Origin of the sequence: Micromonospora sp. DSM 45708 (assembly GCF_039566955.1) — a bacterium.
Taxonomy (GTDB): domain Bacteria; phylum Actinomycetota; class Actinomycetes; order Mycobacteriales; family Micromonosporaceae; genus Micromonospora.
This window is the reverse complement of sequence record NZ_CP154796.1, coordinates 5045632-5059301: the sequence shown is the minus strand read 5'-3', so window position 1 is coordinate 5059301 and position 13670 is coordinate 5045632. Positions and strand designations below refer to the sequence as shown.

Here is a 13670-nt window from a genome sequence, read left to right as displayed (position 1 = left end):
ACGACGCCGCCCCCGCCCCATATCCGGCGGGGGCGGTGCCGCGTTCACGGCAGCGGGCAGGGCTCCCGCCAGGCGTCCAGCCGGCGGTTCTTGCGCATCGACGCGAAGCCGTAGCCGACCGAGGTGACGCAGAACGCGGCCGGCTCGCCGAGGTACTCGACGTGGAAGACCGGCTTGCCGGCGTCCACGAACGGCAGCAGCTTCGCGCACTCACGTCGGCGGACGCACTCCTGGTTGACCGCGAAGTCGAAGTCGGGGGCCAGCGCGGCCACCTGCGCCACGTCGTCGACCAGGCCGGGGGAGAGGTCGAACCCTCGGGCCAGCCCGGCCAGCCGACGGTTGAACAGCACCTGCTCGTCGAAGCCGAGCGGGAAACCGGAGCGGTGCCGGTAGCCGTCCAGGTCGGACAGCGCCACCGCGCCGAAGCCCTTTCCCCGGCAGAGCCGGAACCGGTCGGCCAGCACCGGCGCCAGCGAGTCCCAGCGCCGGACGTCCAGGAACCGGCTCCCGGGTCGACCGGGCACCGCCGCGCCGCGTACCGCGGCCGGGAAGCGGGTGGCGTCCGGGTCGTCGGCCGCGTACGTGCCGGCCCGGACCTGGCAGACCAGCCGGCGACCCCGGGCGCGCAGCGCGGCGGTCTCGGTGGAGGTGGCCCGGACCGGGTCGAGGAGGAAGACGTCCGCGGCGACCGAGACGTCGACCGGGCCGGTGAGCTGCCACTGCCACGCCCAGCGGCCGGCCAGCGCGGCCGGCCAGGAGGTGGGGGCGCCGGGCGGCGGGGCGAGCTGGCGCCGGCAGGACGGGAGCGGGGCGAGCAGCAGCGCGGTCAGCGCCAGCGCCACGCCCCGGCGCGGTCCCCGTCGGCGGACGTGGACCGGCCGGGAGCGCGGCACGGCGTACGCCGGCCGGATCCGCATCGACAGCTCCCGGGACGCGGGCGGCCCGACGCCGCCCCCGACCGGTCAACGAGCGCCGGCCCGGTCACGACGCGCCGGTCAGCGCGGGGTGCCGAAGTCCTGCGTCCAGTAAGGCCCGTTGCTGCGCGCCACGCCCACCCCGATCTCGGTGAACGAGCAGTTCAGGATGTTGGCCCGGTGGCCCGGGGAGTTCATCCAGGCGTCCATCACCGCGGCCGGGCTCTGCTGGTTCCAGGCGACGTTCTCGCCGTACGCCCGCCAGGCGTAGCCGGCCCGGTCGAGCCGTTGCCCGACGTCGCTGCCGTCGCTGCCGTCGTGCGTCATGGTCTTGTGGTCGGCCTGGTCCTGGCTGTGCCGCTGGGCGGCGAGCGTCAGCTTGGAGTCGACGCCGAGCGCCTTGCAGCCGGCCTTGGCCCGCTCCTGGTTGACCAGGTCGACGACCTGCTGCAACTCGGCGCTGAGCCCGCCCGAGGAGGTGGTCCGGGCGGTGGTGCCGCTCGGCGCGCTGCTGCGCTGCTGCTGACGCGACGGGGCGGTGGTCCGGCTCGGCTTCGGCGCGACCTTCTTCGTCGGGCTCGGCCTGACCGTGGTCGGCGCGACGGACGGGCTGGCGGACGCCGAGCCGGAGGCGGACGCGTCTGCCGACGGCGTGGCGTCGGTCTCCCCGGTCGGCAGCGGGGCGGCGGCCACCGGCGCGTCCGCGGCGGTCCGCTCGGCCGGCCCGTCGTCGCCGGGCAGCAGCACCGCGCCCACGCCCAGGCTCACCACGAGGGTGGCCGCGGCGGCGGCGCCACCGATCACGAACGGACGGGACAGTCGCCGCTTCGGCCGGTGCCGGTCGTCGCCGGCCGGGGTGTCGGTCACCGGCTGCCAGGCGGCGGTGGGCTGCTCCCACCCGCCGGCCGGCTCCTCGCCGTTCCAGCGGTCCCGGCCCGCCGGGTGGCTGACGCCCGGCGCGTACGCCGCCCGGGGGTCGTACGTCGGCTGCGGCTGCGGCTGGGCGTGGCCGGGCCGGTCGTAGCCGGGCGCGGCGGCGGGCCCGTAGCCGGACTGGTCGTAGCCGGACTGGTCGTAGCCGGACGCGGCGGCGGGGCGGTGTCCCGGGTGCGCGGCCGGGCCGTACCCCGGCTGGTCACCGTGGCCGTACCCGGCGGCCGGGCCGTACCCCGGCTCGGCCGGGTGGCCCCAGCCCGGGTGCGCCTCGGTGGCGTCGGCCGGGCCGTGGCCGGGCCGGGCGGTGTCGCCGTAGCGGTCGGCGTCGAGCGTGGGCGGCAGGTGGCCGGCGGGCGGCCGTCCGGACTCGTCCCCGAAGAGGTACGACGACCGCGGCTCCGGCCGGTCGGTGAGCCACGCCGGACCCTGGTCGGTCGGCGGCTCCGGGCGCCGGGAGGCGTCGTCCGGGTCGATCGGATCGGTCCAGCGGTACACGCCTGTCGCCTCCACGGGTCGGTTGCGGGCCGGGGTGACGCTACGGGCGCGCCGCGAGCAGCGGCAACGTGGCTAAGAAAGAGTTAAGGCGAACCGGGCGGGAAGGGTGAGGCGTTCCCGGGCACCCGGGCGTACAGTGAAGGCGTCCGGACAGAGCGTGTCCGAGCCTTGTGGCAGCCCCCCGCCGAGTGGCCCGGCAGACGTGGAGATGATCTACGGCCTGCGGCAACTTGACGAACGAGGGGGGTTCGGCTCAATATGTAGGTGTCGCCAGTCGCGCCCAGCCATGCCCCGATAAACAGCGGGAATGGCAGCCGCGAACATCATGGGCGCGCGTTGGCCGGCCTTTCCGGCAGCGCATATCGAGGAGTTCAGCATGGCGAAGGCCCTCTACGGCCACGTAGGTGCAGCGTCCGACCGGCGTCTGCTCGACGAGGTCACCCGACTGCGTGCCAGGGTTCAGGCACTGGAATTCGAGATCACGCGTCTGCGCGCCGAGAACGATCGGCTCGCGGCGGCGGCAGCGGAGGCCGACGACCTCCTCCGTCTCGCCGAGCCCGCGCTGACCTGAGTTCCGGTTGTCCGAAAACTGAATCGCACCACACCGAAAAGCGCGCCGACACACTTCAGTGCCGGCGCGCAGCCATGTGCGTACCCTTTCCGCAATTATCGATCTTGTGGGGCGCTCGGGAATTGCGCCGGCGGAAACCGGGTGGGTCGCGTGCCGGCGGCGTCCCGGTCGCGGGTTAGTCTGCGGGTTCACCAGGTCCGCGGCTCCGGCGACGGTACGGCGGCCACCGGACGAGGATCGAGAAGGTGCATCTCAAGAGCTTGACGGTGAAGGGCTTCAAGTCCTTCGCCTCCGCCACGACGCTGAAGCTGGAGCCCGGGATCACCTGCGTGGTCGGTCCGAACGGCTCCGGCAAGTCCAACGTCGTCGACGCCATCGCCTGGGTGCTCGGCGAGCAGGGCGCCAAGGCGCTGCGCGGCGGCAAGATGGAGGACGTCATCTTCGCCGGCACCGCCGGGCGGGCGCCGCTGGGCCGGGCCGAGGTCACCCTCACCATCGACAACACCGACGGCGCGCTGCCGATCGAGTACACCGAGGTCTCCATCACCCGCCGGATGTTCCGCTCCGGCGAGAGCGAGTACGAGATCAACGGCGACTCCTGCCGCCTGCTCGACATCCAGGAGCTGCTCTCCGACTCGGGCATCGGCCGGGAGATGCACATCATCGTCGGTCAGGGCCGGCTCGACGGCATGCTGCACGCCAAGCCGGAGGACCGGCGGGCGTTCATCGAGGAGGCGGCCGGCGTCCTCAAGCACCGCAAGCGCAAGGAGAAGGCGCTGCGGAAGCTCGACGCGATGCAGGTGAACCTCAACCGGCTCACCGACCTCACCGCCGAGCTGCGTCGGCAGCTCAAGCCGCTGGGCCGGCAGGCCGAGGTGGCCCGGCGGGCCGCCGCCATCCAGGCCAACCTGCGCGACGCCCGGCTCCGGCTGCTCGCCGACGACCTGCACACGCTGCGGACCACGCTGGACAAGGAGATCGCCGACGAGACCGCGCTGCGCGAGCGGCGCGAGCAGATCGAGGGCGAGCACGGTGAGGTGCAGGGCCGCCTCGGTGAGCTGGAGGCGGCCCTCGCCGAGGACGCCCCGCTGCTGGCGGCGGCCCAGGACACCTGGTACCGCCTCTCCGCCTTGCAGGAGCGGTTCCGGTCCATCGAGCAGCTCGCCCGGGAGCGCCTGCGTCACCTCAGCGCCACCGGTGACGACGAGCGGCCCGGCCGTGACCCGGAGCAGCTGGAGGCGGAGTCCCGGCGGGTCCGCGAGCAGGAGGAGGAACTACGCGCCGCGCTCACCGACGACCAGATCCGGCTCGCCGAGGCGGTCGAGCACCGGCAGGAGCTGGAACGGCAGCTCGCCGCCGCCGAACGGGAGCTGGTGGCCGCCGCCAAGGCCATCGCCGACCGGCGCGAGGGGCTGGCCCGGCTGACCGGTCAGGTCAACTCCGCCCGGGCACGGACCACCAGCGCCGGCGAGGAGATCGAACGGCTCGCCGCGGCGCACGCCGACGCGCTGGGCCGCGCCGACCAGGCGCAGGCCGACCTGGACGCGGTCGCCGAGCAGTCCACCGAGGCGGACCGGGACAACGCCGACCTGGACACCCGGCACGCCGAGGCGGTCGCCGGGCACGAGCGGGCCCAGGCGACGGTGCGCGGTCTCGTCGACGCCGAGCGGGCGGCCGAGAAGGACGCCGCCACCTGGAAGGCCCGCGAGGAGGCGCTCGCGCTCGGCCTGCGCCGCAAGGACGGCGCCGGGGCGCTGCTGGCCCGCGCCGACCAGGTGCCGGGCCTGCTCGGCAGCCTCGCCGGGCTGCTCACCGTCGCGCCCGGCGACGAGGCGGCGCTCGCCGCCGCGCTGGGTGGGCTCGCCGACGCGGTGGCGGTCACCGGCGTGGACGAGGCCGTCGAGGCGATGCGGATGCTCAAGATCTCCGACGCCGGGCGGGCCGGGCTGCTGGTCGGCAGCCCCGCCGGGCCCGGCATGGACGGGTCGGCGGACGCGCTGCGCCCGAAGCTGCCCGAGGGTGCCCGCTGGGCGCCCGACCTGGTGGAGTGCGCCGCCGGAATCCGCCCGGCCGTGCACCGGGCGCTGCGGGACGTGGCGCTCGTCGACGACCTCGCCGCCGCCGCCGAGCTGGTCGCCGCGAACCCGGAGCTGCGCGCGGTCACCCCGGACGGCGACGTGGTCGGGGCGTACGCGGCGGCCGGTGGGTCGGCCAAGGCGCCCAGCTTCATCGAGGTGCAGGCCGCGGTCGAGGAGGCCCGCGCCAACCGGGCCACCGCCGAGCGCACCGCCACCGAGCTGCGGGAGCAACTGGTCGAGGCGCGGGCCGAGGTGACCGTCGCGAAGGAGGCCGTGCAGCACGCCGCCGCCGCGAAGCGGGAGGCGGAGAGCCACCGCAACGCCGCCGCCCGACGCCTCGCCGAGCTGGGCGCCGCGGCCCGGTCGGCCAAGGCGGAGACGGACCGGCTCGGCGACTCCCGGGCCCGTGCCGAGGCGGCCCGGGAGCGGGACCTGACGGCGTTGGCCGAGCTGGAGGAGCGGCTGCGGCTGGCCGAGGTCACCCCGATCGACGCCGAACCGTCGACCGAGGAACGCGACCAGCTCGCCGCCATGGTGCCGCAGGCCCGGCAGAACGAGATGGAGGTCCGGCTCGCGGTGCGTACCGCCGAGGAGCGGGTCTCCTCGATCGCCGGCCGGGCCGACTCGCTGGCCCGGCAGGCGACCGCCGAGCGCGCCGCGCGCGAGCGCGCGGCGGCCCGGCGCGCGGCCCGCACCCGGGGCGCGGAGATCGCCCGCGCCGTGGTCGGCGGCGCGCGCGAGGCGCTCACCCGGCTCGCCGTCTCGCTCGCCCGGGCCGAGGAGCACCGGGACGCCGTCGCCCGCGAGCGCGCCGCCCGCGAGGCCGAGCTGTCCGAGGTACGCGGCGCGGCCAAGCGGCTCGCCGCCGAGCTGGAGCGGCTCACCAGCCAGGTGCACCGGGACGAGGTGGCCCGTGCCGAGCAGCGGATGCGCATCGAGCAGTTGGAGGCGAAGGCCGCCGAGGACTTCGGCCTGGACGTGCCCACACTGGTCGCCGAGTACGGCCCGGACCAGCTCGTGCCGCCCACCGACGCGGACGTCGCGCAGGCCGAGAAGGACGGCCGGCCGGTGCCCGACCCGGTCCGCTTCGAGCGGCCGGCGCAGGAGAAGCGGGCCGCCAAGGCGGAGCGGGAACTGGCCCTGCTCGGCAAGGTGAACCCGCTCGCGCTGGAGGAGTTCGCCGCGCTGGAGGAGCGCTTCAAGTTCCTCTCCGAGCAGCTGGAGGACCTCAAGGCCACCCGGCGGGACCTGCTCACCGTGGTCAAGGACGTGGACGACCGGATCCTGGAGGTCTTCGCCAGCGCGTTCGCCGACACCGCGCGGGAGTTCGAGCAGGTCTTCACCGTGCTCTTTCCCGGCGGTGAGGGCCGGCTGGTGCTCACCGACCCGGAGGACCTGCTCGCCACCGGCGTCGAGGTCGAGGCCCGCCCGCCGGGCAAGAAGATCAAGCGGCTCTCGCTGCTCTCCGGCGGCGAGCGGTCGTTGACCGCGGTGGCCATGCTGGTGGCGATCTTCCGCGCCCGGCCCAGCCCGTTCTACATCATGGACGAGGTGGAGGCGGCGCTCGACGACGTGAACCTGGGCCGGCTGATCACGCTGATGGCACAGTTGCGGGAGAAGAGCCAGCTGATCGTCATCACCCACCAGAAGCGGACCATGGAGATCGCCGACGCGCTCTACGGCGTGACGATGCGCAGCGGCGTGACCCAGGTGATCAGCCAGCGGCTCAACCGGGCCGAGGACAACGGGCAGGAGACAGACGAGTGAGTCGGGAACGCGCCACGGCGCTCCTGGTGGACTTCGACGGCGTGCTGCGCCGCTGGGACCCGGCGGTGGCCGCCGGCGTCGAGCGGGAGTACGGGCTCACCGAGGGCGTCCTCGGTGAGATCGCGATGTCCTGGGGGCTGCTCCAACCCGTGCTCACCGGCCGGATGAGCCACGCCGCGTGGATGGCGAGCGTGGTGGACGCGCTGACCCCGTCGGTCGGTGACCCGGCCCGGGCCCGCGCGGCGGTCGAGGCGTGGCAGCGCTACCGGGGCGAGGTCGACCCCGACGTGCTGGCGTTCGTCCGGGAGGCGCGGGCGGCCGGTATCCGGGTCGGGCTGGGCACCAACGCCACCGACCTGCTCGACGCCGACCTGGCCGCCCTGGACCTGACCGACGAGCTGGACGTGGTGGTCAACTCGTCGGTGGTGGGCGTGCACAAGCCGGCGAAGGAGTACTTCCAGGCCGCCTGCGCGGCGTTGGACACGCCGCCGGGCCGGGTGCTCTTCGTCGACGACCAGGACCGCGCGGTGGCCGGCGCCCGGGTCGCCGGCCTCTCCGCGCACCGGTGGAGCGGGCCGGCCGACCTGCGGTACCTGCGCGCCGCGCTGGCGTACTGAGCCGGGGACGGGTCAGGCGCCGGTGACGCCGTCGATGCGTTCCCGGATCAGGTCGGCGTGGCCGTTGTGCCGGGCGTACTCCTCGATCATGTGCACGTAGGCCCAGCGGAGGCTCATCTCGTCGCTGCCGCCGTCGCGCCGGGCGCGGCGGAACGTGTGCTCCAGCGGCAGGTCGGCCACCGCGCGGTCGGCCGCCTCGATCTCGGCGGCCAGCGTGGCGAGCGCCTCGGCCGGGTCGGCGTCGGCGATGTCGTTGAGGTCGGCGTCCGGGTCCTTGTCGTAGTCGTACATGTCGGGCAGCTCCAGGCCGGCGGCGCGGACGCGGAACCACCAGCGCTCCACGTCGGCCATGTGCCGGACCAGGCCGAGCAGCGTCAGCCCGGAGGGCTCGACGCTGCGGGTGCGCAGTTGCTCGGCGGTCAGCCCGGCGCACTTGTGTCGCAGCGTGTCGCGGTGCAGGTCCAGCCAGCCCTGAAGCATGGCGCGTTCGTCGGCGACGTAGGGCTCGTGGCGGCGGTCGATCTCGGGTGCAGTCCAGGTCATGATCGCAGATGTTAGGCGGGGGCCCCGCCACCTCGCGAGGCGTTAATCGGGGGCCCCTCCTTACCGCTCAGGGGACGACCACCACCGGCCAGCGGCCGGCGCGGACCAGGCGGGTGGCGACGGAGCCGACCAGCCGGTGCCCGGCCTGCTCGGAGGAACCGACCACGACCAGGTCGGCCCGGTGCTCGTCGGCGGCCCGGCACAGCTCGGCGTACGCGTCGCCGCGCCGGCTCAGGAACGTCACCGGCAGGGCCAGCTCCTCGGCCCCGCGCCGGCACTCGGCGCGCAGCTCGTCGGCCAGCTCGTCGTGGGTCTGCTGCACCGCGCCGGCCACCACGCCGGACATGATCCCGCTGTACGGGGCCGGCGAGCTGACGAACACCACCACCAGGCCGGCGCCCTGCCGGCGGGCCAGCCCGGCGGCGTACGACGCGGCGCGCATCGAGGTGCGACTGCCGTCCACGCCGACCAGCACCACCCGGGGCCCGTCGGTGCCCCGCTCGAAGGGCAGCGGCCGGGCCCGCGGGCCGTACCGCTCACGCTCGGGCGCGCTCATCGGACCACCGGGGCGGCGGCCGGTGCCGACTCCCGCCCGACCTCGGTCGTGGCCGGGTCGGCGTTGGTGCGGCGCAGCGGCACCTCGCGGATCAGCACCACCGCGATCAGGGCGAGCAGCCCGAACGGGGCGGCGGCCAGGAAGATGTCCCCGGCGCCGTGCCCGTACGCGGACTCCACCACGGCGCGGATCGGGGCGGGCAGCGCGTGCACGTCCGGCAGCGCGCCGCCACCGCCCGAGCCGGACGCCGGCACACCCAGCTTGCCGAGCCCGTCGGCGAGGTAGTCCTTGACCCGGTGGCCGAGCACCGCGCCGAGCGCGCTGACGCCGACCGCGCCGCCGAGGCTGCGGAAGAACGCCACCACCGAGCTGGCCGCGCCGAGCTCGTGCGTGCCGACGGTGTTCTGCACGGCCAGCACCAGGTTCTGCATGGTCATGCCGAGGCCCAGGCCGATCAGCGCCATGAAGATCGCGAGCCGCCAGTACGGCGTGTCCACCCGCATGCCGCCCATCAGCGCGAAGCCGGCGGTGAGCAGCACGGAACCGGTCACCAGCCAGCGCTTCCAGCGGCCGGTGCTGGTGATGATCCGGCCGACGACGGTGGAGGCCACCAGCAGGCCGCCGATCATCGGCAGCGTCATCAGGCCGGCCATGGTCGGGCTCTCGCCGCGGCTGATCTGGAAGTACTGGCCGAGGAAGACCGAGGAGCCGAACATGCCGACGCCGACCGCGACGCTGGCCACCACGGCGAGCGTGATGGTGCGGTTGCGGAACAGCCGCGGCGGGATCATCGGCTCGGCGGCGCGCTGCTCGACCCGGACGGCGAGCACCCCGAGCAGCGCCGCGCCGGCCACCATGGCCGCGCTGGTCCAGGAGATCCAGTCGTACCGGTCGCCGGCCAGGGTGATCCAGATCAGCAGCAGCGAGACGGCGGCGGTGATCAGCGTGGCGCCCCACCAGTCGATGGTGACCTTCCGCTTCACCACGGGCAGGTGCAGCGTCTTCTGGAGCACGATCAGCGCCAGCACGGCGAACGGCACGCCCACGTAGAAGCACCAGCGCCAGCCGAGCCAGTCGGTGTCGACGATCACGCCGCCGATCAGCGGGCCGCCGATGGTGCCGACCGCCATCACCGCGCCGAGGTAGCCGCTGTACCGGCCGCGCTCGCGCGGGGCGATCATCGTTGCCATGATCACCTGGGCCAGCGCGGTGAGGCCGCCCGCGCCGACGCCCTGCACCACGCGGCAGGCGATCAGCTCGCCGGTGGTCTGGGCCTGCCCGGCCAGCACCGAGCCCAGCACGAAGACCGCCAGGGCGAGCTGCACCAGGATCTTCTTGCTGGTCAGGTCCGCGAGCTTGCCCCAGATCGGGGTGGTCGCGGTGGTGGCCAGCAGCGTCGAGGTGACCACCCAGGTGTACGCGGACTGGCTGCCGTGCAGGTCGGTGATGATCCGTGGCAGCGCGTTCGAGACGACCGTGGAGGAGAGGATCGCGACGAACATGCCCAGCAGCAGGCCGGAGAGCGCCTCCAGGATCTGCCGGTGGGACATGTCGACGGCGGGGGCCCGGCTGGGCACGGTCGCCTGCGTCATCGTGGGTTGCCTCCGAAGGGAGAGAGAAAATGGGTGCCTCGGGCAACCGTACGGTTTGGTTGCCTTGAGCAACAACCGCTGGTGGTGTGTCTCCTATTCCCGCCGGGGCAGGTCAGAACGTCTCGTTGAACCGGTGCATCAGCCGGGCGAAGGCCGCCACGTCCTCGGCCGGCCAGTTCTCCAGCGACCGCCGGATCTGCCCGAGCCGGGCCGCCCGCGCCGCGTCGAACCGCCGGGTGCCTTCCTCGGTGAGGCTGAGCTGGGCGGCCCGCCGGTCGGTCGGGTCCGGGTCGCGGCGGACCAGACCCAGCGTCTCCAGGCCGCCGATCTGCCGACTCAACGTGCCCTTGCCGATGCCCAGCTTGACGGCCAGGTCGGTGAGCCGGATCTGACCCGAGCGGCGCAGCCAGAGCAGCAGCCCGTAGGCGTTCGGCTCCAGGTTCGGGTGGACCTCGCGGGCGATCTCCCAGGACAGCGCCCGACCGCGGCGCAGCAGCGCGGTCAACTCGTGCTCCACGGCCCGCAGCGTCTCGTCCACGGTCAGAGGGTACTCATCCCTCGTTGCTGAGCTGCTGGCGTGCCACCGGCCGCAACTCGCCCTGGCTGGTGGTGCCCTCGATCACCACGGCGGCGGACCGGCCCCGGTGGGTCAGCGTGGCCACCGCGTTGCCGAAGTACGGCCCGGCCAGCTTCCGCCACCGCACCGGCGGCCGGCGCACCCCGGCCGACCGGGCCAGCGCCCGGGTCGCCCCGGCCGGGCCCGGGTTCCACCCCAGCGTCATCAACGGGCGCATCGCGGCCGGCACCTGGTTGTGGATCGGCGAGCAGGTGAGCTGGTGCACCGGCGTCTTCACGCCCCGGTCGGCGAACCGGGCCCGGGCCACGTACGAGTGGTGCACGTCGCCGGAGAGCACACTGATCGACGCCGGTCGCGGATACGCCGGACCGGCGCCCACCCGGGCGCCGGTGCGCGCCGCGGTGCCGTTGCCCAACCGGGCGAACAGCTCGCCGAGCGCCTCGAACGACCGCCGGAACGCCGCCCAGTGCTCCAGGTCCCACGCCCGGCGCATCTGCTCGGCCAGCCGCGCCACCCAGGGCCGGTCGGAGTCGGCCAGGCGCTCGTTCCACGCCTCCACGTGGTGGATGCCCGGCGGCAGCAGCCACGGCAGCGAGGTGCCCACCACCAGGTGGTCGTAGGCACCGTGCGCCTGGTCCAGGAACCACGACCACTCGCCCGGCGGCAGCATCGCGCGGCTGCCCGGCAGCAGCACCCGGCTGGAGCGGTTGTCCAGCATGACCAGGCGGGTGCGCCCCAGGTCCAGCGCGTAGCTCCACTGGTACTGCACGGCCCGCCAGCGCTCGGTGTCGTGCGCCAGGTCGGCCTCGGTGTCCACCCGCTCGCCGAACTCGTGCAGCACACCCGTGGCGTCCTCGGCGGCCATCACCTTCGCGTACACCGGGTCGGCGGCGATCTCGTCCGGGCCCAGGTTGCCCAGGTGCTGGTAGACCCAGTAGGAGGCGAGGCCGCTGCGGATCCGCTCGGCCCACCAAGGCTGCTCGCGCATGTCCGCCCGCCACGACTGCGAGGTGTTCCAGTCGTCGATGACCTCGTGGTCGTCGAAGATCATCACGCTCGGCACGGTGGAGAGCAGCCAACGGATCTCCGGGTCCCGCCAGGACTCCAGGTAGAGCTTCGTGTACTCGTCGAAGCTGACCACCTGGGTCGCCGGGGCGTCCTTCGGCCGCCGCCGGCGTCGCTTCAGCAGCTTGCGCACGGTCGGCGACGTCTCGTCCGCGTAGACCTGGTCGCCGAGCAGCACCAGCAGGTCGGGCAGCGTGTTCTCCTCGGGCGCGGCCATCACCCGCCGGGCGTACGCGTCGAGCGCGTCCGGCGGCAGCTTGCGCGCGGTGGAGTGCTGGGTGGTCTCCCGGCAGGAGCCGAACACCAGGCGCACCGGCTGGTCGGCGTCGTCGGCCGCACGGGTGCGGATCACGCTGGGCGGGAACGCGCTGTCCGGCAGCGGCCAGGCCACCTCGTCGTCGATCAGCACCCGATATTCGGTGGCGCTGTCCGGCGTGAGGCCGGTCACCACCACGATCGCGTAGTGGTGGTCGTACGCGGAGAAGGTGGGCGCGCTGCCGGTGGCGCCGTCGGCCGTGCGGACGGTGACCACGGCGGGTGCGCTGGTCTCCACCCAGACCGTCGCCCGCGTGTCGACGACCCGGCGCAGCAGTGGGCCGATGAGCAGGCGGGAACCGGGCACGGCGTCTACCTCCGACAAGATCGTTTCGGTCTTCCTACCCGGCCGGCGGTTGCGGTACGCCTTCCGAACGCGAGCGTACCCGCAGGTTGTTCGCGTGCCGAGGCGGTGAGTGGGACGCCGTCGCCGGCATCTGACAGGATTTCGGGCATGAAGGAATACCTCCTCGTCGCTCTCGCCCTGCTCGGCGTGCTCATCATCGGCGGGCTGAGCCTCGTGGTGCCCCGGCTGCGCCGGCGCCCCGAGCCGCCGCTGCCGCGCACGGAGGTCGACACCCGCACCGAGGAGGACCTGGCCGGCCCGCCGGTGGAGGCGCCCGAGGCGGAGCTGACCACCGGCGTGGTGGTCGAGGCCCCGCCGGTCGAGGCGCCCCCGATCGAGGTCCCCGAGCCCACCGCCGGCCGGCTGGTCCGGCTGCGCTCCCGGCTGTCCCGCTCCCAGAACGCGTTCGGCAAGGGCCTGCTCGGCCTGCTCAGCCGCGACCGGCTCGACGAGGACACCTGGGAGGAGATCGAGGACAGCCTGATCACCGCCGACGTCGGCATCGACTCCACCCGGGAGATCGTCGACCGGCTGCGGGAGCGCACCCGCGTGCTCGGCACCCGCACCGGCGACGAGCTGCGCACGCTGCTCGCCACCGAGCTGGTCAACGCGCTCGACCCCGGCCTGGACCGCTCGCTGCGGACCACGCCGAAGGACGGCGTGCCGGCGGTGGTGCTGGTGGTCGGCGTCAACGGCGCCGGCAAGACCACCACCTGCGGCAAGATCGCCCGGGTGCTGGTCGCCGACGGCCGCAGCGTGCTGCTCGGCGCGGCCGACACGTTCCGGGCCGCCGCCGCCGACCAGTTGGAGACCTGGGGCGGCCGGGTGGGCGCGGAGACGGTGCGTGGCCCGGAGGCCGCCGACCCGGCCAGCGTCGCGTTCGACGCGGTCAAGCGCGGCATCGAGACGGGCGTCGACACCGTGCTCATCGACACCGCCGGCCGGCTCCAGAACAAGGTCGGCCTGATGGACGAGCTGGGCAAGGTCAAGCGGGTGGTGGAGAAGCACGGCCCGATCGACGAGACGCTGCTGATCCTGGACGCCACCACCGGTCAGAACGGCCTGGAGCAGGCGCGGGTCTTCACCGAGGCGGTCAACGTCACCGGCGTGGTGCTGACCAAGCTCGACGGGACGGCCAAGGGCGGCATCGTGATCGCCGTGCAGCGCAAGCTCGGCATCCCGGTCAAGCTGGTCGGGCTCGGCGAGGGCAAGGACGACCTGGCCCCGTTCGACCCGGCGCAGTTCGTCGACGCGCTGCTCGGCACCGAGCCGCTCGGCCGGGACGCGTAACCCCTGCC

At 74.2% G+C, this 13670-nt stretch carries 11 protein-coding genes; 4 read left to right on the top strand and 7 right to left on the bottom strand.

Annotated elements, in window-relative coordinates; all coding sequences use genetic code 11:
- Window positions 1-44: 44 nt before the first annotated feature.
- Together VKK44_RS21515 and VKK44_RS21510 are read right to left on the bottom strand one after the other, a co-directional pair.
- The gene (locus VKK44_RS21515) at window positions 45-917 is read right to left on the bottom strand and encodes an endo alpha-1,4 polygalactosaminidase (protein ID WP_343443003.1); all 873 of its coding nucleotides are present in this window, start codon (window positions 915-917) and stop codon (window positions 45-47) included.
- Window positions 918-995: 78 nt separating this feature from the next.
- Window positions 996-2345, bottom strand: coding sequence for a CAP domain-containing protein (locus VKK44_RS21510; RefSeq protein WP_343443001.1), 1350 nt, complete (start codon window positions 2343-2345; stop codon window positions 996-998).
- 376 nt (window positions 2346-2721) lie between these two features.
- On the opposite strand from VKK44_RS21510, the gene VKK44_RS21505 reads away from it, so the two are divergent.
- From VKK44_RS21505 to VKK44_RS21495, 3 genes are all read left to right on the top strand, one after another.
- Window positions 2722-2916 carry a hypothetical protein gene (locus tag VKK44_RS21505; protein ID WP_107156252.1) on the top strand — a complete coding sequence of 65 codons (195 nt, stop codon included), beginning with the start codon at window positions 2722-2724 and terminating at the stop codon, window positions 2914-2916.
- Between the two features lie 245 nt (window positions 2917-3161).
- The gene (smc, locus tag VKK44_RS21500) at window positions 3162-6761 is read left to right on the top strand and encodes a chromosome segregation protein SMC (protein WP_343442999.1); all 3600 of its coding nucleotides are present in this window, start codon (window positions 3162-3164) and stop codon (window positions 6759-6761) included.
- Complete coding sequence (locus tag VKK44_RS21495) at window positions 6758-7378, top strand: HAD-IA family hydrolase (RefSeq protein WP_343442998.1); 621 nt, start codon at window positions 6758-6760, stop codon at window positions 7376-7378. Before smc ends, VKK44_RS21495 begins: the two co-directional genes overlap by 4 nt.
- 12 nt (window positions 7379-7390) lie before the next feature.
- Here the strand turns inward: VKK44_RS21495 and VKK44_RS21490 are convergent, their stop codons facing one another.
- The 5 genes from VKK44_RS21490 to VKK44_RS21470 all read right to left on the bottom strand — a co-directional run bounded on the left by VKK44_RS21490 (window position 7391) and on the right by VKK44_RS21470 (window position 12333).
- Window positions 7391-7921, bottom strand: coding sequence for a DinB family protein (locus VKK44_RS21490; RefSeq protein ID WP_343442997.1), 531 nt, complete (start codon window positions 7919-7921; stop codon window positions 7391-7393).
- A gap of 67 nt (window positions 7922-7988) precedes the next feature.
- Entirely contained in the window at window positions 7989-8477 is a 489-nt protein-coding gene (locus VKK44_RS21485; protein ID WP_343442996.1) for a universal stress protein, read from the bottom strand.
- Entirely contained in the window at window positions 8474-10069 is a 1596-nt protein-coding gene (locus VKK44_RS21480) for an MDR family MFS transporter (protein WP_343442995.1), read from the bottom strand. The genes VKK44_RS21485 and VKK44_RS21480 overlap by 4 nt, the downstream gene beginning before the upstream one ends.
- A 112-nt stretch (window positions 10070-10181) precedes the next feature.
- Window positions 10182-10607, bottom strand: coding sequence for a MarR family winged helix-turn-helix transcriptional regulator (locus tag VKK44_RS21475; protein ID WP_343442993.1), 426 nt, complete (start codon window positions 10605-10607; stop codon window positions 10182-10184).
- A gap of 13 nt (window positions 10608-10620) precedes the next feature.
- The gene (locus VKK44_RS21470; protein ID WP_343442992.1) at window positions 10621-12333 is read right to left on the bottom strand and encodes an alkaline phosphatase D family protein; all 1713 of its coding nucleotides are present in this window, start codon (window positions 12331-12333) and stop codon (window positions 10621-10623) included.
- Window positions 12334-12480: 147 nt separating this feature from the next.
- On the opposite strand from VKK44_RS21470, the gene ftsY reads away from it, so the two are divergent.
- Complete coding sequence (gene ftsY / locus VKK44_RS21465) at window positions 12481-13662, top strand: signal recognition particle-docking protein FtsY (RefSeq protein WP_343442990.1); 1182 nt, start codon at window positions 12481-12483, stop codon at window positions 13660-13662.
- Window positions 13663-13670 lie beyond the last annotated feature (8 nt).

Excerpts from the sequence above, each read along its gene's own strand:
- VKK44_RS21515 (WP_343443003.1), bottom strand. The coding sequence starts at position 917 with ATGCGGATCCGGCCGGCGTACGCCGTGCCGCGCTCCCGGCCGGTCCAC.
- VKK44_RS21505 (WP_107156252.1), top strand. The coding sequence starts at position 2,722 with ATGGCGAAGGCCCTCTACGGCCACGTAGGTGCAGCGTCCGACCGGCGT.
- VKK44_RS21490 (WP_343442997.1), bottom strand. The coding sequence starts at position 7,921 with ATGACCTGGACTGCACCCGAGATCGACCGCCGCCACGAGCCCTACGTC.
- VKK44_RS21485 (WP_343442996.1), bottom strand. The coding sequence starts at position 8,477 with ATGAGCGCGCCCGAGCGTGAGCGGTACGGCCCGCGGGCCCGGCCGCTG.
- VKK44_RS21480 (WP_343442995.1), bottom strand. The coding sequence starts at position 10,069 with ATGACGCAGGCGACCGTGCCCAGCCGGGCCCCCGCCGTCGACATGTCC.
- ftsY (WP_343442990.1), top strand. The coding sequence starts at position 12,481 with ATGAAGGAATACCTCCTCGTCGCTCTCGCCCTGCTCGGCGTGCTCATC.